At 70.0% G+C, this 19,282-nt stretch carries 20 protein-coding genes and 1 riboswitch; of the genes, 5 read left to right on the top strand and 15 right to left on the bottom strand.

What is annotated here, in order from left to right:
• Positions 1–36: 36 nt before the first annotated feature.
• Positions 37–786: a ribonuclease PH gene (rph, locus tag N4G70_RS00675; RefSeq protein WP_261710368.1), complete on the bottom strand. Its 750-nt coding sequence runs from the start codon at positions 784–786 to the stop codon at positions 37–39.
• Positions 787–1,116: 330 nt separating this feature from the next.
• A complete protein-coding gene (locus tag N4G70_RS00670) occupies positions 1,117–1,350 on the bottom strand; it encodes a glucose PTS transporter subunit EIIB (protein ID WP_018517946.1) in 234 nt (77 codons plus the stop codon).
• 231 nt (positions 1,351–1,581) lie between these two features.
• On the opposite strand from N4G70_RS00670, the gene N4G70_RS00665 reads away from it, so the two are divergent.
• Both N4G70_RS00665 and N4G70_RS00660 read left to right on the top strand, forming a co-directional pair.
• Positions 1,582–2,877, top strand: a complete 1,296-nt coding sequence (locus N4G70_RS00665; RefSeq protein WP_261710367.1) for a PTS transporter subunit EIIC — start codon at positions 1,582–1,584, stop codon at positions 2,875–2,877.
• Between the two features lie 298 nt (positions 2,878–3,175).
• Positions 3,176–4,441, top strand: coding sequence for a PTS transporter subunit EIIC (locus N4G70_RS00660; protein ID WP_261710366.1), 1,266 nt, complete (start codon positions 3,176–3,178; stop codon positions 4,439–4,441).
• A gap of 79 nt (positions 4,442–4,520) precedes the next feature.
• On the opposite strand, the gene N4G70_RS00655 is transcribed toward N4G70_RS00660, so the two are convergent.
• Positions 4,521–5,273, bottom strand: a complete 753-nt coding sequence (locus N4G70_RS00655; RefSeq protein ID WP_261710365.1) for an MBL fold metallo-hydrolase — start codon at positions 5,271–5,273, stop codon at positions 4,521–4,523.
• Positions 5,274–5,546: 273 nt separating this feature from the next.
• On the opposite strand from N4G70_RS00655, the gene N4G70_RS00650 reads away from it, so the two are divergent.
• Positions 5,547–6,008, top strand: a complete 462-nt coding sequence (locus N4G70_RS00650) for a type II toxin-antitoxin system PemK/MazF family toxin (protein ID WP_261710364.1) — start codon at positions 5,547–5,549, stop codon at positions 6,006–6,008.
• A gap of 60 nt (positions 6,009–6,068) precedes the next feature.
• Here the strand turns inward: N4G70_RS00650 and N4G70_RS00645 are convergent, their stop codons facing one another.
• The 10 genes from N4G70_RS00645 to clpS form a co-directional block, all read right to left on the bottom strand.
• Complete coding sequence (locus tag N4G70_RS00645) at positions 6,069–7,019, bottom strand: PLP-dependent cysteine synthase family protein (protein ID WP_261710363.1); 951 nt, start codon at positions 7,017–7,019, stop codon at positions 6,069–6,071.
• A gap of 1 nt (position 7,020) precedes the next feature.
• Positions 7,021–7,299 carry a MoaD/ThiS family protein gene (locus N4G70_RS00640; RefSeq protein ID WP_261710362.1) on the bottom strand — a complete coding sequence of 93 codons (279 nt, stop codon included), beginning with the start codon at positions 7,297–7,299 and terminating at the stop codon, positions 7,021–7,023.
• A gap of 112 nt (positions 7,300–7,411) precedes the next feature.
• Positions 7,412–7,540 carry a putative leader peptide gene (locus tag N4G70_RS00635; RefSeq protein ID WP_261710360.1) on the bottom strand — a complete coding sequence of 43 codons (129 nt, stop codon included), beginning with the start codon at positions 7,538–7,540 and terminating at the stop codon, positions 7,412–7,414.
• A gap of 66 nt (positions 7,541–7,606) precedes the next feature.
• Positions 7,607–8,401 carry an ABC transporter ATP-binding protein gene (locus N4G70_RS00630; RefSeq protein ID WP_261710359.1) on the bottom strand — a complete coding sequence of 265 codons (795 nt, stop codon included), beginning with the start codon at positions 8,399–8,401 and terminating at the stop codon, positions 7,607–7,609.
• A complete protein-coding gene (locus N4G70_RS00625; protein WP_261710357.1) occupies positions 8,398–9,426 on the bottom strand; it encodes an iron ABC transporter permease in 1,029 nt (342 codons plus the stop codon). Before N4G70_RS00625 ends, N4G70_RS00630 begins: the two co-directional genes overlap by 4 nt.
• Positions 9,427–9,475: 49 nt before the next feature.
• A complete protein-coding gene (locus N4G70_RS00620) occupies positions 9,476–10,456 on the bottom strand; it encodes an ABC transporter substrate-binding protein (protein WP_261710355.1) in 981 nt (326 codons plus the stop codon).
• Positions 10,457–10,493: 37 nt separating this feature from the next.
• A riboswitch (cobalamin riboswitch) is annotated at positions 10,494–10,627 on the bottom strand.
• On the bottom strand, positions 10,623–11,045 hold the full coding sequence (locus N4G70_RS00615) for a Mov34/MPN/PAD-1 family protein (RefSeq protein WP_053729475.1): 423 nt from the start codon (positions 11,043–11,045) through the stop codon (positions 10,623–10,625). It overlaps the preceding riboswitch by 5 nt.
• Positions 11,046–11,130: 85 nt before the next feature.
• Positions 11,131–12,600: an amino acid permease gene (locus tag N4G70_RS00610; RefSeq protein WP_261710354.1), complete on the bottom strand. Its 1,470-nt coding sequence runs from the start codon at positions 12,598–12,600 to the stop codon at positions 11,131–11,133.
• A gap of 320 nt (positions 12,601–12,920) precedes the next feature.
• A complete protein-coding gene (locus N4G70_RS00605; protein ID WP_261710353.1) occupies positions 12,921–13,502 on the bottom strand; it encodes a DUF2017 domain-containing protein in 582 nt (193 codons plus the stop codon).
• Positions 13,502–13,807, bottom strand: coding sequence for an ATP-dependent Clp protease adapter ClpS (gene clpS / locus N4G70_RS00600; protein ID WP_053729472.1), 306 nt, complete (start codon positions 13,805–13,807; stop codon positions 13,502–13,504). The genes N4G70_RS00605 and clpS overlap by 1 nt, the downstream gene beginning before the upstream one ends.
• A gap of 276 nt (positions 13,808–14,083) precedes the next feature.
• Between clpS and N4G70_RS00595 the strand changes: the two genes are divergently transcribed.
• Both N4G70_RS00595 and N4G70_RS00590 read left to right on the top strand, forming a co-directional pair.
• Positions 14,084–15,412: a nicotinate phosphoribosyltransferase gene (locus N4G70_RS00595; protein WP_261710352.1), complete on the top strand. Its 1,329-nt coding sequence runs from the start codon at positions 14,084–14,086 to the stop codon at positions 15,410–15,412.
• A 110-nt stretch (positions 15,413–15,522) separates the two neighbouring features.
• Complete coding sequence (locus N4G70_RS00590; RefSeq protein WP_261710351.1) at positions 15,523–16,110, top strand: isochorismatase family protein; 588 nt, start codon at positions 15,523–15,525, stop codon at positions 16,108–16,110.
• A gap of 49 nt (positions 16,111–16,159) precedes the next feature.
• Here N4G70_RS00590 and N4G70_RS00585 read toward each other — a convergent pair whose 3' ends face one another.
• Both N4G70_RS00585 and N4G70_RS00580 read right to left on the bottom strand, forming a co-directional pair.
• Positions 16,160–16,459: a hypothetical protein gene (locus tag N4G70_RS00585; RefSeq protein ID WP_120723159.1), complete on the bottom strand. Its 300-nt coding sequence runs from the start codon at positions 16,457–16,459 to the stop codon at positions 16,160–16,162.
• A 158-nt stretch (positions 16,460–16,617) separates the two neighbouring features.
• Positions 16,618–19,008 (bottom strand): immune inhibitor A, encoded by a 2,391-nt coding sequence (locus N4G70_RS00580; RefSeq protein ID WP_261710350.1) that lies wholly within the window; start codon positions 19,006–19,008, stop codon positions 16,618–16,620.
• Positions 19,009–19,282 lie beyond the last annotated feature (274 nt).

Genomic DNA, 19,282 nt, shown 5'->3' with positions numbered 1-19,282 from the left:
CGTGGTGACGCGGGGGAGCTCCCCTTGGTTGCTTCTTTACGTTGCGGGCTGTTCGCCGGACACCGCGGCCAGGGCGCGGAGTTGGAGGGCGGCGAGGTCGGCGCAGCCTCCGGTGGCGAGGTCGAGGAGGGCGTTGAGCTCCTTGCGGTCGAAGGGCTCGGCCTCGGCGGTGCCCTGGACCTCGACGAAGCGGCCGTCGCCGGTGCAGACGACGTTCATGTCGGTGTCGGCGCGTACGTCTTCCTCGTAGCAGAGGTCGAGGAGGGGGACGCCGTCGACGATGCCGACGGAGACGGCGGAGACGGTGCCGGTGAGCGGCTTGCGGCCGTGCTTGACGAGCTTCTTGCCCTGGGCCCAGGTGATGGCGTCGGCGAGGGCGACGTAGGCGCCGGTGATGGCGGCGGTGCGGGTGCCGCCGTCGGCCTGGAGGACGTCGCAGTCCAGGACGATGGTGTTCTCGCCGAGTGCCTTGTAGTCGATGACGGCGCGCAGGGAGCGGCCGATGAGGCGGGAGATCTCGTGGGTGCGGCCGCCGATCTTGCCGCGGACGGATTCGCGGTCGCCGCGGGTGTTGGTGGAGCGGGGCAGCATCGAGTATTCGGCGGTGACCCAGCCTTCGCCGCTGCCCTTGCGCCAGCGCGGGACGCCTTCGGTGACGGAGGCGGTGCAGAAGACTTTGGTGTCGCCGAAGGAGATGAGGACGGAGCCCTCGGCGTGCTTGCTCCATCCGCGTTCGATGGTGACCGGGCGGAGCTGTTCGGGGGTGCGGCCGTCGATTCGAGACATGCCCTTGAGCCTAGGCGATGGGGGTGGGGCGGATTCCCCCGTCGCCGGGAATCCCGGCCGGGTGCCTGCCGTCGCCGGGTACGGGCCGGGTGCCGTCCTCGCCCTCGCCGGGTGCGGGTCGGGTGCCTGCCGTCGCCGTCGCCGGATGCGGGCAGGGTGCCCGCCGTCGCCGGATCCCGGCCGGGTGCCCGCCCTCGCCGGGTACGGGCCGGGTGCCGTCGTCGCCCTCGCCGGGTATGCGGGCGGGGTTTCCGCCCGCTCCGCCCGGCGGCCGGGGTACGCGAAAGGCCGGCCCCGGGGGGCCGGCCTCGGCGGTGTGGGTTCAGCGACTCACATCATGTCTTCGATGTCCGCGGCGATGGGGTCCGCGTCGGTGCCGATGACGACCTGGATCGCGGTGCCCATCTTGACGACGCCGTGGGCGCCGGCGGCCTTGAGGGCGGCCTCGTCGACCTTGCTCGGGTCGATGACTTCGGTGCGCAGGCGCGTGATGCAGCCTTCGACTTCTTCGATGTTCTCGATACCGCCGAGGCCGGCGACGATCTTCTCAGCCTTGCTGGCCATGTGTCTCTCCTGGTTCGTGAAGAACGCTGTGTCGGCCCACGGTAGGTCCGCTTTGTCACGGTAACCCACGTTTGGCCCAGCTATGCGCGCGGGCGCATGGTGCCTGGCCAAGGATGGCGAGCACCGGAGCCATGCCCTGCCAGGGTCCGCTCCGGACGATACCGCAACTGGTCTACACCAGTGTGCAACGACCGTCCGAGCCGGCTTGTTCCGCAAGCCTGGAGGTTGTCGATGAGTACCAGCAGCGCGGCCGCTGTGCCCCAGCCCAAGTGGTGGAACGGGTTGTTCCAGGGCTTGCAGAAGATGGGCCGCAGCCTCCAGCTGCCGATCGCCGTGCTGCCCGCGGCGGGCATTCTCAACCGGCTCGGCCAGGACGACGTGTTCGGCAAGACCGGGTTGGGCTGGAACGACGTCGCGAAGGTGTTCGCGGGTGCGGGCGGCGCGCTGCTCAATGGCTCCCTCGGGCTGCCGCTGCTGTTCTGTGTGGGTGTCGCGATCGGCATGGCGAAGAAGGCGGACGGCTCGACCGCGCTCGCGGCGGTGGCCGGTTTCCTCGTCTATTACGGGGTGCTGCTCCAGTTCCCGAAGGACTGCGCCGCGGGCGCGAAGCTCACGGCCGGGGCCTGTGTCGCCAAGGACGGTTCGGCGGTCCTCGCCGCGTACCAGAACCCGGGGGTGTTCGGCGGCATCGTGATGGGCCTGCTGACCGCGTACTTCTGGCAGCGCTTCCACCGTACGAAGCTGGTGGACTGGCTGGGCTTCTTCAACGGGCGCCGGCTCGTGCCGATCATCATGGCCGGGATCGCGATCGTGTTCTCCGTGCTGTGCCTGTGGGTGTGGCCGCCGGTCGGTGACGCGCTGACGAGCTTCAGCAAGTGGCTGGTGGACCTGGGCGCGACCGGCTCGGGCATCTTCGGTGTGGCCAACCGCGCGCTGCTCGTGATCGGTCTGCACCAGTTCCTGAACACCTTCATCTGGTTCCAGTTCGGCGACTTCACCAAGGCGGACGGGACGATCGTGCACGGCGACATCCCGCGGTTCCTCGCGGGTGACCCGACGGCCGGGCAGTTCCAGACCGGCTTCTTCCCGATCATGATGTTCGCGCTGCCCGCCGCCGCCCTCGCGATCGCGCACTGCGCGAGGCCGCACCGCCGCAAGGAGGTCGGCGGCATGATGCTCTCGGTGGGTCTGACCTCGTTCGTCACGGGCATCACCGAGCCGATCGAGTACTCCTTCGTCTTCATCGCGCCGCTGCTGTACGTGATCCACGCGCTGCTCACGGGCGTCTCGATGGCGGTGAGCTGGGGGCTCGGCATCAAGGACGGCTTCAGTTTCTCGGCCGGGTTGATCGACTACGTCATCAACTGGAACCTGGCGACGAAACCCTGGCTGATCATTCCGGTGGGGCTGTGTTTCGCCGTCGTCTATTACGCGGTGTTCCGTTTCGCGATCACCAAGTTCAACCTGCCGACTCCGGGGCGGGAGCCGGACGAGGACGAGTTGGAGAAGGAGAACGTCAAGGCGTAGTCGGCGCGGGCGTTTTGGAGGCCCTCGGACCCTGTGGTCCGGGGGCCTTCGGCATGTCCCGAGGGCCTTGCGTGGACAACGAATCGGTCACGGCGGCGGTCCGTGTCGCGGTGATTGCCGGATATGGCTCAGGCCACAAAAAACGAAGGTTCCTTATCTATCCCTCACCGTGCTACAACTGGTCTACACCACTCATTGGTGTAGACCACGCGGGCTTGACCGCGTTCCCCTGAGACGCCGCCGTCCCCCCGTATTTTCCCATGTCCCCGGGCGGCGCCTTGCCTACTGGAGGATGTTGATGAGTACGGCCAGCGCCGCTCCCGCGACGCAGAAGAAGAAGGGCGCCGGCGTGATGGCTGTCATGCAGCGCATCGGCCGCAGCCTCATGCTGCCGGTCGCCGTGCTGCCCGCCGCCGCGCTGCTGGTCCGCTTCGGCCAGCCGGACATGCTTGGCCGTGCGTCGTTCCCGGAGTTCATCCACAAGCTGGCCAGCTATATGGCCGCCGGTGGCGGGGCCCTCCTCGACAACATGGCGCTGCTGTTCTGCGTCGGCATCGCGATCGGCTTCGCCAAGAAGTCGGACGGCTCCACCGCGCTCGCCGCCGTGACCGGCTACCTCGTCTTCCAGAAGGTGCTCGCCACCTTCACCGACAGCCACCTCCCCAAGGTCGCGGCGGTCGTCGACGGCAAGATCGTCATGAACGCCGCCCCGGTCAACGCCGGCGTCCTCGGCGGTGTCGTCATGGGTGTCATCGTGGCGCTGCTCTACCAGAAGTTCTACCGGACCAAGCTGCCGGACTGGGCGGGCTTCTTCGGCGGCCGCCGTCTGGTCCCGATCCTGTCGGCCTTCGCCGGCCTGATCGTCGGCATCGTCTTCGGTCTGATCTGGCCGGTCCTCGGTGCCGGTCTGCACAACTTCGGTGAGTGGCTGGTCGGTTCGGGTGCGGTCGGCGCCGGCATCTTCGGCATAGCCAACCGTGCGCTGATCCCGATCGGCATGCACCACCTGCTCAACTCCTTCCCCTGGTTCCAGGCCGGTTCGTACGAAGGCAAGAACGGCGACATCGCCCGCTTCCTGGCCGGCGACCCGTCGGCCGGACAGTTCATGACCGGCTTCTTCCCGATCATGATGTTCGCCCTGCCTGCGGCCTGCCTCGCGATCACCCACTGCGCCCGCCCCGAGCGCCGCAAGGTCGTCGGCGGCATGATGTTCTCGCTCGCGGCCACCGCCTTCGTCACCGGCGTCACCGAGCCCATCGAGTTCACCTTCATGTTCATCGCGCCGGTCCTGTACGCGATCCACGCGGTGCTCACCGGCGTCTCCATGGCCCTGACCTGGGCGCTTGGCATGAAGGACGGCTTCGGCTTCTCGGCCGGCGCGGTCGACTACTTCCTCAACCTGGGCATCGCGACCAACCCGTGGGGTCTGGCCCTGGTCGGTCTCTGCTTCGCGGTGATCTACTACGTGATCTTCCGGTTCGCGATCACCAAGTTCAACCTGCCCACGCCCGGACGCGAGTCCGACGAGGAGCTGGCCGAGCTGGTCAAGGCCGAGGCGAAGTAAGCCCCTCCCGGCCTCGACGAAGGCCCCCGGAACCCAACGGTTCCGGGGGCCTTTCGCATGCCGGGAAGGCGGCGCGGGGTCAGAGCTCGTAGACCGCGCCCGGCACCGCCAGTTCGGTGGGGCCGGAGTAGACCGTGCGGGCGTCCGCCAGGTTGGCCTCCGCGTCCGTCCACGGCGGGATGTGGGTGAGGACCAGGCGGCCCGCCCCGGCGCGCGCCGCGTGTTCGCCGGCCTCGCGGCCGTTGAGGTGCAGGGCCGGGATGTCTTCCTTGCCGTGGGTGAAGGACGCCTCGCACAGGAACAGGTCGGCGCCCGCGGCGAGTTCGTCCAGGGCGGGGCAGGGGCCGGTGTCCCCGGAGTACGTGAGGGAGCGCCCGGCGTGCTCGACGCGGATGGCGTACGCCTCGACGGGGTGGCAGACCCGTTCCGTGCGCACCGAGAAGGGGCCGATGTCGAACGTGCCCGGCTTCAGGGTGTGGAAGTCGAAGACCTCGCTCATCGAGGACGCGGAGGGCGTGTCCGCGTAGGCGGTGGTGAGGCGCTGCTCGGCGCCCTCCGGCGCGTACACCGGCATGGGCGCGCAGCGGCCGCCCTCATGGCGGTAGTAGCGGGCGACGAAGTAGCCGCACATGTCGATGCAGTGGTCGGCGTGCAGATGCGACAGGAAGATCGCGTCGAGGTCGTACAGGCCGATGTGGCGTTGCAGCTCACCGAGGGCTCCGTTGCCCATGTCGAGGAGCAGCCGGAAGCCGTCTGCCTCGACGAGGTAGCTGGAACAGGCCGATTCCGCGGAGGGGAACGACCCGGAGCAGCCGACGACGGTGAGCTTCATGGAGCGTGAACCTCCGGAAAGCGAGCGGGGCCAGGCGAAGCCTGTCGTTGAGGGGTGGTGGCCGGGTGACGGGCGGGACGGGCGGAGCCTGTCGCTGAAGGGGGCGGGCGGGGGCCGCGGGGAGGGCTGCGGTGGGTCGAGCGTAAGGCGCGTCAAGGCCCCTCGCTCCTTTGGAGCGGGCCGTTGTGGGGGAACTCACCTGCGCTGTCACCGGTTCGGATGGTGTTGGCACGGAGCGCGCGCGGGGGGTGGTGCGCCGGTACCGTCTGGGATATGGACACGTCGTGGTGGCCGGCGCTCGGGGCCGTGGTGGCGCTCGCGCTGGTCGCGGCCCTCATGGACGGGCGCGGGCGGGCGCGGCGCGGGCCGGGCGGGCGGACGGGGCCGCCGGGGCGGCCGGCCGGTCCTGGGCGCGCCCGGGGCCGGGTGCCGAGGGCCGGGGAGATCTGGTGGGCGCAGGTGCCCTACGAGGATGTTCCGGGCGGCAAGGACCGTCCGTGTCTGGTGCTGTGGGTACGGGGCGACACGGTGAAGGTCGCGAAGATCACCAGCAAGTACCACGACGAGCGGGCCGGGGTGATTCCGCTGCCGCCGGGCACGGTGGCCGACGCGCACGGACGGCCCAGTTTCCTGGAGACCGATGAGCTGCGCGAGGTCGGCGTGTGGGCGTTCCGCCGGCGGGTGGGTGTGGTCGATCCGACGCTGTGGGACCAGGTCCGTCACCTGGCGGGGTGAGCGGGCCCGGCCCCGTCGCCGTCCTGTCGCGCGGGCCGGGTCAGGGGGCCGGGCGGTGGCTCAGGCCCACAGTTGGCCGTGCAGGGTCTCGATGGCGGCCTCGGTGGTCGGGGCGGTGTAGACGCCGGTCGACAGGTACTTCCAGCCGCCGTCGGCGACGACGAAGACGATGTCGGCGGGGGTGCCCGCCTTGACGGCCTTCTTGCCGACGCCGATGGCCGCGTGCAGGGCCGCGCCGGTGGAGACGCCCGCGAAGATGCCCTCCTGCTGGAGCAGCTCGCGGGTGCGGGTCACCGCGTCGGCCGAGCCGACGGAGAAGCGGGTGGTGAGGACGGAGGCGTCGTACAGCTCGGGCACGAAGCCCTCGTCGAGGTTGCGCAGGCCGTAGACCAGGTCGTCGTAGCGGGGTTCGGCCGCGACGATCTGGACGCCGGGGACGTTCTCGCGCAGGTAGCGTCCGACGCCCATCAGCGTTCCGGTGGTGCCAAGGCCCGCCACGAAGTGGGTGATGGAGGGCAGGTCGGCGAGGATCTCGGGGCCGGTGCCGGCGTAGTGGGCGCCCGCGTTGTCCGGGTTTCCGTACTGGTAGAGCATCACCCAGGACGGGTTCCGCTCGGCCAGTTCCTTGGCGACCCGTACCGCCGTGTTGGAGCCGCCGGCCGCCGGGGACGGCACGATCTCGGCGCCCCACATCGTGAGCAGGTCGCGGCGCTCCTGGGAGGTGTTCTCCGGCATCACGCACACGATGCGGTAGCCCTTGAGCTTCGCCGCCATCGCGAGGGAGATGCCGGTGTTGCCGCTGGTGGGTTCGAGAATGGTGCAGCCGGGGGTCAACCGGCCGTCCTTCTCGGCCTGTTCGACCATGTGGAGGGCCGGCCGGTCCTTGATGGAGCCGGTCGGGTTGCGGTCCTCCAGCTTGGCCCAGATCCGCACGTCGTCCGAGGGGGACAGGCGTGGGAGGCGGACCAGCGGAGTGTTGCCGACCGCGGCGAGCGGGGAGTCGTACCGCATGTCAGACGGATCCGCCCGCGACCGCGGGCAGGATCGTGACGTTGTCGCCGTCGGCCAGCTTGGTGTCGATGCCTTCGAGGAAGCGGACGTCCTCGTCGTTGAGGTACACGTTCACGAAGCGGCGCAGGTTGTCGCCGTCCACGATGCGCTCGCGGATGCCGGTGTGGCGGGCGTCGAGGTCGTTGAGCAGCTCGGCGAGGGTGGCTCCGCTGCCCTCGACGGCCTTGGCGCCGTCGGTGTAGGTGCGGAGGATGGTCGGGATGCGGACCTCGATGGCCATGGCGTGGGCTCCTGATCGAAAGGGAGAGGCAGGTGGGCGCGGCTCGGGCTCGGGTCCGCGCGCCGCACGCCCGGGGGCGCGCGGTGGTGCGTTGGTGCGGGGGTGCGCGGCGTCAGAGGGCGGCGGCGCGGGCCGTACAGATCGCGCTGGCGAGGCGGCACAGGTCGACGTGCAGCCGCGCCACGAGCAGCAGGGCGGGGCCGCTGCTCGGCGTCTTGTCGCTCACGTCGTTCGAAACCATGGGGTCATCGTATAGATTCCCGGTCCGCTTCCAGGAATGTGATCTCGCATCCTGGACCGATCCTGCTCAGTATGTGGTCGCGGCCCTGGTCGGCGGCAGATAGACGACGGTCGGCGCGCCGGTGGCGGGGTGGATGCCCACCTCGGCGTCCACTCCGTACACGGAGCCGAGGAGGTCCTTGGTGAGGATGTCGGCGGGTGGCCCTTCGGCGACGACGCGCCCGTCGGCGAGGACGCAGATGCGGTCGCAGTAGTACGCGGCGAGGTTGAGGTCGTGCAGGGCGAGCAGGTTGGCCGTGCCCAACTCCCGTACCAGGGACAGGACTTCGAGCTGGTAGCGGATGTCGAGGTGGTTGGTGGGCTCGTCCAGGACGACGACGTCCGGCTGCTGCACCAGGGCCCGGGCGACCAGGGCGCGCCGGCGTTCGCCGCCGGACAGGGACGGGAAGGGGCGCGCCGCGAGGTCGGCGATGCCGACGCGGGCGAGCGCCTCGCGTACCAGGGCGGTGTCGGCGGCGGTGTCGGCCTCCCAGAAGCGGTGGTGCGGGGAGCGGCCCATCGCGACGACCTCGGTGACGCTCAGCTCGATGGCGGCGGCGTCGGTGTCCTGGGGGACGGTGGCGATGCGGCGGGCGCGGGCCTTGACCGGCATGGCGTGCAGGTCGGTGTCGTCGAGCAGGACGCGGCCGGTGGTGGGGCGCAGGGTCGCGTAGACGCAGCGCAGCAGGGTGGTCTTGCCGCTGCCGTTGGGGCCGACCAGGCCGACGGTCTCTCCCTCGGAGACGCTCAGGGTGATGTCGTGGAGCAGTGCGCGGCCCTGAGGCGTGGTGTACGAGAGCGCTTGGGTGCGCAGGGTCGTCATGCGGGGCCGCCTTCCGCGCGGGCTGCGCGGCCGCGCAGCATCCAGAGGAAGAAGGGCCCGCCGGTGAGGGCGGTGAGCACGCCGACGGGGATGTCCTGGGGGGCGGCGACGGTACGGGCCGCGAGGTCGGCGAGGACGAGGAAGGCGGCGCCGCCGAGGGCCGCGACGGGGAGCAGCGTGCGGTGGGCGGCGCCGACCACCATGCGGGCGGCGTGCGGCACCATCAGGCCGACGAAGCCGATCGCCCCGCTGTAGGCGACGAGGACGCCGGTGAGCAGGGAGGCGAGGACGAAGACGGCGGCGCGGAAGCGGCCGGTGTCCAGGCCGAGCACGGTGGCGCCCTCCTCGCCGACGAGCAGCAGGTCCAGCGGGCGGGCCAGGGCGATCAGGACGAGGGTGCCGAGGGTGAGGGCGCCGGCGGGCAGGGCGAGCATGTCCCAGCGGGCTCCGCCGAGGCCGCCGAGCGTCCAGTGCAGGACTTCCTGGACGTGTTCGGCGCGGGCGGAGGTCACCAGGATCAGGCTGGTGAGCGCGGACAGGACGTAGGAGACGGCGACTCCGGCCAGCACGAGGCGGCCCCCGGTCAGCGAACCCGCGCGCCGGGCCAGGGCGTAGACGAGGACCAGGGCGGCGAGCGCGCCCGCGAAGGCGGCGGTGGGCAGGGCGACGGTGGTGGCCACTCCGGCCCCGACGCCGAGGACGATGACGGCGACGGCTCCGGCGGAGGCCCCGCTGGAGACGCCGAGCAGGAACGGGTCGGCCAGCGGGTTGCGCACCAGGGCCTGGAGGACGGTGCCGATGACGGCGAGCCCGGCCCCGGTGACGGCGCCGAGCACCACGCGGGGCAGCCGTACGTCGAGCACGATGGTCCGGTACGGGCCGGGTCCGGCTGAGCCGGTGACGATGTCCAGCACCTGGCCGGCGGGGATGCGCACCGAGCCGAGCGCGAGGCCCGCGACGGCCGCGGCCGCCAGGACGACCGCGAGCCCTCCGAGGACGGCGGGGTAGCGCAGACGGGAGGTCATGTCCGCACCCCGCCCCGGCGAGGCGCCCCGCCCGGCGGCCGGGTCCCCCTCACCGGCCCTCCCCCGCCCGCAGTTGCGCGGCGAGTTTCGCGACGGCGTCGGGGGCCCGTACGCCGGTCACCATGTCGGACAGCGGCAGCACGGCGAAGCGGTTGTTCTTGATGGCGGGGACGGAGGCGAGGGCCGGGTCGTCGCGCAGGCGCTTCTTCTTGGCGTCCACGCTCGTGCCGCCGTAGTCCAGGATCAGGATGGTCTCGGGGGCGCGGGCGACCACGTTCTCCCAGGAGGCGTCGCCGAAGGACTTGTCCTTGAGGTCGTCCGCGAAGACGTTGCGTCCGCCCGCGCGGGTCACGATGTCGTTGCCGACGCCCTTGCCGCCCACCGTGAACGCCGTCTTGTCGCCGCTGTCGTAGACGAACACCGGGAGCGGCGCGGTGCCCCGGCGGGCGGCCCGGGTGCGGGCGCTGGTCGCCTCGGCCGACCGTATCCAGGTCTCCGCGCGGTCGGGGACGCCGAAGGTGCGGCCGACCTCGCGGACCTCCTGGTACACGTCGTCCATGGTCGTCGCCGCGCCCTTGGGGCAGTTCTCCACGTTGAGGCGGGAGGTGATGCCGCTCTTGGCGAGGGTCTCGCGCGCGCGGCCCTCGTTGGCGGCGAACGCCGAGGCGTAGCCGCCGTACACGTGGTCGGGGTTGGCCGACAGGAGCTTCTCGTACGAGGGGTAGGCGTCCGCGAGGACCGGCACCGAGCGGTAGGCGGCCGCGTACTTCGGCAGGATCGTGTCGTCCAAGTAGGCGGTGCCGACAAGGGACTTGGCGAGGCCCAGCTCCAGCATCACCTCCGTGGCGTGCTGGTTCATCGTCACGACCCGCTCGGGGGGCGCGGTGTACGTGGTGGTCACGCCGCAGTTGGTGACCGTGTACGGGAAGCCGGGCGCGGGGGCGCCCTTGGGCTCGGGTTTCGCCGGGGCGGTGCAGGCGGCGAGCGGGAACAGCAGGGCGGCGGCGAGTGCCGCGCGGCGCCAGGGCATGGCTGAGCTCCTCCGAGGGGATTTCCACGTCCCCTGTCGTCGGGAGAAGGCGGCAGGTCAGTTCCTGGCTTCCGGCGCCGAGGGTCGGTCTCGGGGCCGGTCACAGTGGCGGGACCGTGCCGGATTCACACCGGCTTCCTGGGTCCTGCCGCCCACAACGTCACGATCAGTATGCCTCGACGACCTTGACGTCTTCCTCCGTGATCACTCCGTCCACGATGCGGTACGAGCGGAACTGGAACTCCCCCGCGCCGTCCGTGTCCGCCGTCGACACCAGGACGTAGTGCGCGCCCGGCTCGTTCGCGTAGGTGACGTCGGTGCGCGAGGGGTAGGCCTCGGTCGCCGTGTGCGAGTGGTAGACGATCACCGGCTCCTCGTCGCGGTCGTCCATCTCGCGGTAGAGCTTCAGCAGGTCCTGCGAGTCGAACTCGTAGAACGTGGGCGAGCGGGCCGCGTTCAGCATGGGGATGAAGCGTTCGGCACGGCCGGTGCCCGCGGGACCGGCGACCACACCGCACGCCTCGTCGGGGTGGTCGGCGCGGGCGTGCGCGACGAGCTGGTCGTACAGGGCCTGGGTGATGGTCAGCATGTCGGCAAGGATAAGCATGCGGGCCGCCGCGTATCGAGTGTCGATACGAGACGGCCCGCATGGTGAGAAACAGCAGGTCAGCGCGTCAGCTGCGCTTGGCGAACGCCTTGTTCTCGGGGTTCTTGGCCTTCAGGACCAGGTAGGAGACGCCGAGGATCAGGCCCCACAGCGGCGCGCAGTACAGCGAGACGCGGGAGTCCTTGTCGACGCCCATCATCACGATGACCATGAAGATGAACAGGAGCGCGAACCAGCTCGTGTACGGGGCGCCGGGGGCGCGGAAGCTGGACTGCGGCAGCTCGCCGCGTTCGGCCTTGGCGCGGTAGCGGATCTGGCAGACCAGGATCATGATCCAGGCCCACATGCCGGAGATGGTGGCGAAGGAGACCACGTAGTCGAAGGCCTTGCCCGGCGCGACGTAGTTGATCCAGACGCCGACCAGCATCAGGGCGGCCGAGACCGTGGTGCCCACCAGCGGGGTGCCGCTCTTGGTCAGCTTGGTGAAGACCTTCGGGCCCTGGCCGTTGAGCGCGAGGTCGCGCAGCATGCGGCCGGTGGAGTACATGCCCGAGTTGCAGGAGGAGAGCGCGGCGGTCAGCACGACGAAGTTGACGATGCCGGCGCCGAGGCCGAGGCCCATCTTCTCGAAGGCGGCGACGAAGGGGCTCACGCCCGGCTGGAACTCGTGCCACGGGACGACCGACAGGATCATGATCAGGGCGCCGATGTAGAAGACGGCGATGCGCCACGGCACGGTGTTGATGGCCTTGGGCAGGGTCTTCTCGGGGTCCTTGGACTCGCCCGCGGTCACACCGACCAGCTCGACGGCGAGGAAGGCGAACATGACGATCTGGAGCGTCATCAGCGTGCCGCCGATGCCCTTGGGGAAGAACCCGCGGTCGTTCCAGAGGTTGGCGACGGTGGCGGTGTCCGCGGCGTCGGAGAAACCGACGGTGAGGATGCCGGCGCAGATCAGGATCATGCCGACGATGGCGGTCACCTTAACCATGGAGAACCAGAACTCCAGCTCACCGAAGAGCTTCACGGAGATGAGGTTCACGGCGTACAGGATGAGCGTGAAGACGAGCGCGTACAGCCACTGCGGGATGTCGCTGTGCGTCCAGAAGGCCATGTACTGGGCGGCCGCGGTGACTTCGGTGATGCCGGTGACGACCCAGAAGAGCCAGTACGTCCAGCCGGTCACGAAGCCCCAGAACGGGCCGACGAACTCGCGGGCGTACTCCGAGAAGGAGCCCGACACCGGGCGGTACATGAGCAGCTCGCCGAGCGCCCGCATGATGAAGAAGATCACCAGGCCCGCGATGGCATAGGCGAGGATGAGGCTGGGGCCGGCCTTCGAGATGGCCTTGCCCGCGCCGAGGAAGAGGCCGGTGCCGATGGCACCGCCGATCGCGATCATCTGGATCTGCCGGGCCCCGAGGCCCCGCTGGTATCCCTCGCCCGCGACTTCGCCCGGTGTGTTGACGCTGTCGGTCCCCGCGGCCTCATTGCCCGCAGGACGCTCGTCGTGCTGGTCGACCTGCGCTGAGGTCATGGTGGTGCGCCTTTCTCCATGCTGACCCGTCCGCCTCGGTCACGAAGCGACGGATCAGGTCCTGATCCCCCCGGATGTGGATGGAGTGCCACCGGCGGTCAGCCGGTCGAAGCGCCCCCGGGGACATGGGTGGCGTACCCCGGGTGGTCGTGAAGATTTATCACGGCCTTACGGGTGATCCCCAGCGGGCCCTGTGGCAGGGACCACAGGAAGAAGCGGACAAAGGTCCTTCAACATGACAAAGCAGGTCGATGTGGTGACAGGATCGTTATACGGATTTGAGCGTCCGCTGAGCGAACGGCCCCTCACTGGTCGATCGCTCAGGGCATGAGCGTTTCGATGAGTGTTTCCTGGAGCACACCGAGCCACAGATAGGCCATCACCATCGGCTTGCGCGGGTCGTCGTCCGGCAGCCGGTAGAGCTCGCCGCCCTCGTCCTCGTCGGTGATGTCGAGGCGGGTGGCGATGGTCAGGCGCAGGTCGTTGAGCGCGCCCAGCCAGTGCCGCGAGTCGTCGGCGGCCAGCTTCAGGACGGCTCCGCCGTCGCCCCGGGGGCTCAGCGCGTCGAGGCCGTGCACGACCGCGAGGGCGTCGTCGCGCTTGCGCGCGCGCAGGTCGTTCTCCGTGAAGCGCCTGAACTCGGCCGATTTGGCGCGCAGTTCCTCGCTCTCCTCGCTCGCGTACGCCTCGGGGAAGAGGCGGGCGAGCGCCGGGTCGGCGGGCGGTTCGCTCGGGCCCTCGGCGAACAGGGCGGCCAGCGGGTCCTCGTCCTCGGCCGGCGCCTCGCCCGGCCCGATGAGTTCGAGGAGCTGGACGGCGAGCGAGCGCAGGATGGCGATCTCGACCTCGTCGAGCGCGACGGCCGCGCCGCCGCCGGGCAGGGGCTCGAAGTGGCCGGCCATCAGCCGCGGTCCTGCGTCAGCGTCGCCCACAGCCCGTAGCCGTGCATCGCCTGCACGTCGCGTTCCATCTCCTCGCGGCTGCCGCTGGAGACCACGGCCCGCCCCTTGTGGTGCACGTCGAGCATCAGTTTGTGGGCCTTGTCCTTCGAGTAGCCGAAGTAGGACTGGAAGACGTACTGCACGTAACTCATCAAATTGACCGGGTCGTTGTGCACGAGCGTCACCCAGGGCACATCGGGTTCGGCGACGGGCCGGCTCGACTCCGCCGACTCGGGGCGTTCGATCTCTACGGGGGCAACACTCACGGCTCTGGGCGACCTTCGTCTCTTCTGCCGGGGGTCCCGGGGGTTGGCCCCGGGAATCACAGCCTGCCGGGGTCCGGGGGTCACCCCCCGGAAATCACAGCCACGGCCTCCATGCTGCCACCCGCGGCGGGTCATCGCACAAACGGGCCCCTAGAAATCGTCAGAGTGACGAGTATTCGGGGTAGCATCCCCCACAGGCCCCCGGTCCCGGGGCCGGTTCCCAAAATCCCCGGCCGGCGTGTGCGCGGCCCGGACGAAAGTGCGAGGTAGCTCGCTGTGAATGCTGCGGACCTCGGTCTGCCGGTGGACGTGCCGTCGACCGCGCTCTTCACCGACCAGTACGAGTTCACGATGCTCCAGGCCGCCCTGAAGGCCGGCACGGCCGAGCGGCGCTCGGTCTTCGAGGTCTTCACCCGCCGCCTGCCCGAGGGCCGCCGCTACGGCGTGGTCGGCGGCACCGGGCGCGTCCTGGACGCGGTCGAGAACTTCCGCTTCGACGCGGGCGTGCTCGGGTTCCTGCACGACCACGACATCGTGGACGAGCCCACCCTGCGGTGGCTGTCCTCCTACCGCTTCGGCGGCGACATCTGGGGCTACCCCGAGGGCGAGGTGTACTTCCCCGGCTCGCCGATCCTGCGCGTCGAGGGCTCCTTCGCCGAGTGCGTGCTTCTGGAGACCGTGATCCTCTCCATCCTCAACCACGACTCCGCGATCGCGGCCGCCGCCTCCCGGATGTCGGCGGCGGCCGGCGGGCGCCCGCTGATCGAGATGGGCGCGCGCCGCACCCACGAGCTGTCCGCGGTCGCCTCCTCGCGGGCCGCCTACGTCGGCGGCTTCAGCTCCACCTCGGACCTGGCGGCCGGCTTCCGCTACGGCATCCCCACCGTCGGCACCAGCGCGCACGCCTTCACCCTGCTCCACGACAGCGAGCGGGACGCCTTCCGGGCCCAGGTCGACTCGCTGGGCCGGGGCACGACCCTGCTGGTCGACACGTACGACGTGGCCGAGGCCGTGCGCACCGCCGTGGAGATCGCCGGGCCCGAGCTCGGCGCGGTGCGCATCGACTCCGGCGACCTGCTCCTGGTGGCCCACCGGGTGCGCCAGCAGCTGGACGACCTCGGCGCCACCCGCACCAAGATCGTGGTCACCTCCGACCTCGACGAGTACGCCATCGCCTCGCTGGCCGCGGCCCCGGTGGACGCGTACGGGGTGGGCACCCAGCTGGTCACCGGCTCCGGGCACCCGACCTGCTCCATGGTCTACAAGCTGGTCGCCCGCGCCCGGTCCGCGGACCCGAAGGCGCCCCTGATCCCGGTCGCCAAGAAGTCACCGGGCGCCAAGTCCTCGGTGGGCGGCCGCAAGTGGGCCGCGCGCCGCCAGGACGCGTACGGCATCGCCGAGGCCGAGGTCATCGGGACCGGGGCGGTACCGGCCGAGCTCGTCGAGCGCCAGCTCCTGGTGGAGCTGGTCAGGGGCGGCACGGTGGTGGCCCGCGAACCGCTGGACACCGCCCGCGAGCGGCACATCGACGCGCTGGCCGCACTGCCGATGTCCGCGGGCCAGCTCTCGCGCGGCGAGCCGGTCATCCCGACCGAGTACATCTGAGGCAGGTGGCGGGATTTCCGCCCCCGTTTGCCCCCTGCCGTGCGCCGGACGAAGTCTCTACGCTCGAGGAACAGCCCGGTCCCGGGCCCGCAGACCGAAGGACAGCCGACATGCACCGCGCCTTGATCGTCGTGGACGTCCAGAACGACTTCTGTGAGGGCGGCTCCCTCGCGGTCGCGGGCGGTGCGGACGTCGCCGCCGCGATCACCGACCTCGTGGGCCAGGCGGCCGGATCCGCCTACCGCCATGTGGTGGCCACCCGCGACCACCACATCGACCCGGGTCCGCACTTCTCGGCCACGCCCGACTTCGAGCACTCCTGGCCGGTGCACTGCGTCGCCGGGACCGAGGGCGTGGGCTTCCACCCCAACTTCGCGCCCGCGGTCGCCTGCGGTGCCGTCGACGCCGTCTTCGACAAGGGCGCCCACGCGGCCGCGTACAGCGGCTTCGAGGGCCTCGACGAGAACGGGGTGTCGCTGGCGGACTGGCTGCGCGCGCGGCAGGTGGCCGAGGTCGACGTGGTCGGCATCGCCACCGACCACTGTGTGCGGGCCACCGCCCTGGACGCGGTGCGGGCCGGCTTCGTCACCACCGTCCTGCTCGACCTCACGGCCGGTGTCGCCGAACGCACCACCTCGGTGGCTCTCGACGAGATGCGGGCGGCGGGCGTCGGCCTGTCGGGCAAGCCCGTGGTGTAGCCGGCCCCGCGCGCCCCGGGCGGTCCCGCGCGCCCCGGGCGGCGCGCGGTCAGCGCAGCAGCGCCCGTATCGGGTGCCAGAGCTCCTCGGTGGTCTCCGGGGCCGTGCGCCACAGCAGGCCGTCGGGGTGGTGCAGGACGGCGGTGATCTCGTCCAGCGTCGGCGGCTCGGTCTGGCCGCGCAGATAGACCGCGCGCAACCCGAGGTTGCGGAGCCTGGTCAGGGCTCGGGCGCGGTTGACGGCGTGCACCAGGACGCGCACGTCACTGCCCGGCGCGGCCGGGTTCGGCAGCGTCAGCGCGACGACCACGCTGCCGCCGGGCAACTTGCAATAACCTCCGCCGGGCATGCCGGACCACTCCCCCTGCAAGACGATCTGCCGGGCCCGCGATCACTGCCGCGTTGGACCCGCTGTCAATAAGGACTCGTAGGACGCACCTAAACACGATCGGCCGCCGCCCGCTAGAGGGCGACGGCCGATCATGGTTTGACCTGCGGGTTCAGCAATTACTTGGTGGAGGTGCCGACCTTCACCGTGATCGTCTGACCGTTCCACGGCTGGTCGACGATCGAGATCCGCGTCTTGGTGTCAGGAACCTTGACGCTGCCCGTCGGGTTCTCGGCGTACCAGTACGTGCCCTGGTGGTCGTCGAAGACCGGGACGCCGGCCTGCGACTTGATCTTCGTCGCCACGTCCGCCTTGTGCAGCGTGAAGGCGTCCGTCCGGTACTGGCTGAACGGCGCGTCGAACGGCTGGATCTTGTTGCGGAGCAGCGTGCCGTCGGCCCACTTGAGCGGCTTGGCGTGCGCGTCGACCGGCAGGATCAGGCCCTGGCCCGGGTGGGCCGAGACGTTGTTGTCCTTCTGGGAGGTGTCCCAGAGCCAGATGAGCAGGCCCCGCTGGTACGGGTAGTGCTCGACCCAGCTCGGACGGGTCGTGGAGAAGCCGAAGTTGTACGGGCCGACCTTGAGGGTCGTGTCGTACGAGACGTACTGGCGGTTCTCCGCGAGGTAGTACTGCGGGTAGTCGTTGGTGAAGGACTCCCCGATGCGGGTGAAGTTCTTCGCCGCCCAGCCGTTGTCGCCACCCTCGGCGCCGTCGGTGACCACCGCGGTGCCGTCGGCGGTGACGGTGATCGCGTCGGCGGTGAAGCCCTTGCCGCCCGCGCCGCCGTCCGTCTGGTAGCGGAAGCGGAGCTGGATCTTGTGGCCCGCGTACTGGTCGAGCGGGTACGAGAGCTTCTTGTACGCGCCAGACGCGTCGGTCAGGGCCGGCTTGTCGCTGGAGTCGCGCGTGATGGCCTTGCCGTCGGCGGTGCCGTCGATCGCGTTCCAGCTGGCGCCGTCGTCCGTGGAGACCTCGGTGTAGAGGAAGTCGTAGTCCTTCTCGATGTCCCACCAGCCCGAGAGGTCCAGGGACGCCTTGGACTTGCCGGTGAGGTCGACCGAGCGGGTCAGGGTGTTGTTGAGGTTGTCACCCATGCCGCTCCACCACTGCTTCGAACCCTCGACGGGCTTGACGACGGTGGTGGTGACTTCCTTCTTGGGCAGCTCGACGACGAGCGCCTGGTTGTTCTTGGTGTTGTACTCCGAGACGCCCAGCTTGGCGGTGATCTTCGAACCCGCCTTCACCGAGGCGTAGTCGAGCCAGCCGAGCTGGAGCTTGTCCCACGCCGTCATGTCGCCGGGCAGGTCGCCGATGGAGTCCTTGCCGGTGCCGAGCCAGGAGCCCGCCGACATCAGGGACCAGAAACCGACCGAGTTCTCGGCGGTGTTGGTGGTGTCGTAGAGGTCCGGCAGACCGAGGTCGTGGCCGTACTCGTGCGCGAAGACGCCGAGGCCGCCGTTCTCCGGCTGCATCGTGTAGTCGCCGACCCACATCCCGGTGTCACCGATCTGGGTGCCGCCGGCCTTGTTGTTCGCCGGGCCGGTCTTGCCCGCGTCCGTGCCGTAGGCGTACCAGCGGTGCGCCCACAGGGCGTTGGTGGCCTGCGCGCCGCCGCCCGCGGACTCGTCCTCGCCGGCGTGCACGATCTGGAAGTGATCGATGTAGCCGTCGGGCTCGTTGAAGTTGCCGTTGTTGTTGTAGTCGTTGCGGTCCCACTGGTCGTACTGACCCAGGGTCGCCTTGATCTGCGCGTCCGTCTGGCCCTTGGCCTTCTGGTCGGCGACCCAGGCGTTGACGCCGTCACGGACGGTGTCCCACACGTTGGCGCAGTTGGTCTGGCCGCAGTAGTTGGAGCCGTAACGGGCCTCGTTGTACGGGATCTTGACCCAGTCGGTGACCTGACCGTCGACCGAGTAGCGACCCGAGGACGTCTTCTCGTAGTACGTCTTGAGCGAGTTGACGTTCTTGCCCGTACCGAAGTACAGGTCCTGGAAGTGCTTCTGGTTGTAATCCGCCTGCCAGGCCGTCGAGTTGTCCTTCGAACGGTCCGGCTTGGCTATCTGGTTGTGCAGCGGGCCGGGGGTGCCCCCGTACTTCGGCTGCGGCGGCTTGGGGCCGTCGGGGCCGTCGGGGTCGTACATCGTGGTGTTGTCGACCTGGTCGCCGAACTCCACCAGGATCGTGAAGATCTTGTCGGTCTTCTCGCGGCCGAGCTCGACGTACTTCTTGTCGCTGAGCTTGACCACGTCGGAAGCGCCGCGCTTCTCGACCTTCTTCTTGCCGGATATCACCTGCTCCAGCGCCGCCTGGCGCTGCTGGGCCTGCTGGTCGCTGAACGGGCCCTTGAGGTTGTGCTCCTGGCCGTTGGCCGTCGACGGGTCCTGGCGCTGAACGGGCGCCGGGGCCTTCGAGTCGGCCTGGGCCGTGGCGTATGCCGAGCCCGTGGCGCCGGCCGTGGCGAGAGCCACGAGCACGGCGGCGGCTCTGGCCGCCCTCCTGCTGCTGGTCACTTGACGTTTTCCTCCCCCGCGGCCGGCACGAACCGGGGGGTGAAGGGCTGGTTCCGGTGCTCGACACGCGTCTCAAGTGACGACATTGGACCGGAGTTACCAAGGAAAAGACAGATCTTGACTTGTTCGTGCCAAGTACATTATGCAGAAGTGGAGTTCCGCTATCCGAACGCGACAGATGTGGTAACAGACCGGGACATCAGGTGCACACATCTCGACATGCGGACGGGGTCGCTTCGGGGAATGACTCCGTGCGCCCCCTGTGCACCGGCAC

This window comes from Streptomyces sp. ASQP_92, assembly GCF_025399895.1.
In the GTDB taxonomy this organism is placed as follows: Bacteria; Actinomycetota; Actinomycetes; order Streptomycetales; family Streptomycetaceae; genus Streptomyces.
Note: the sequence above shows the minus strand (reverse complement) of the source record. Positions and strands in the feature narration are given on the sequence as shown.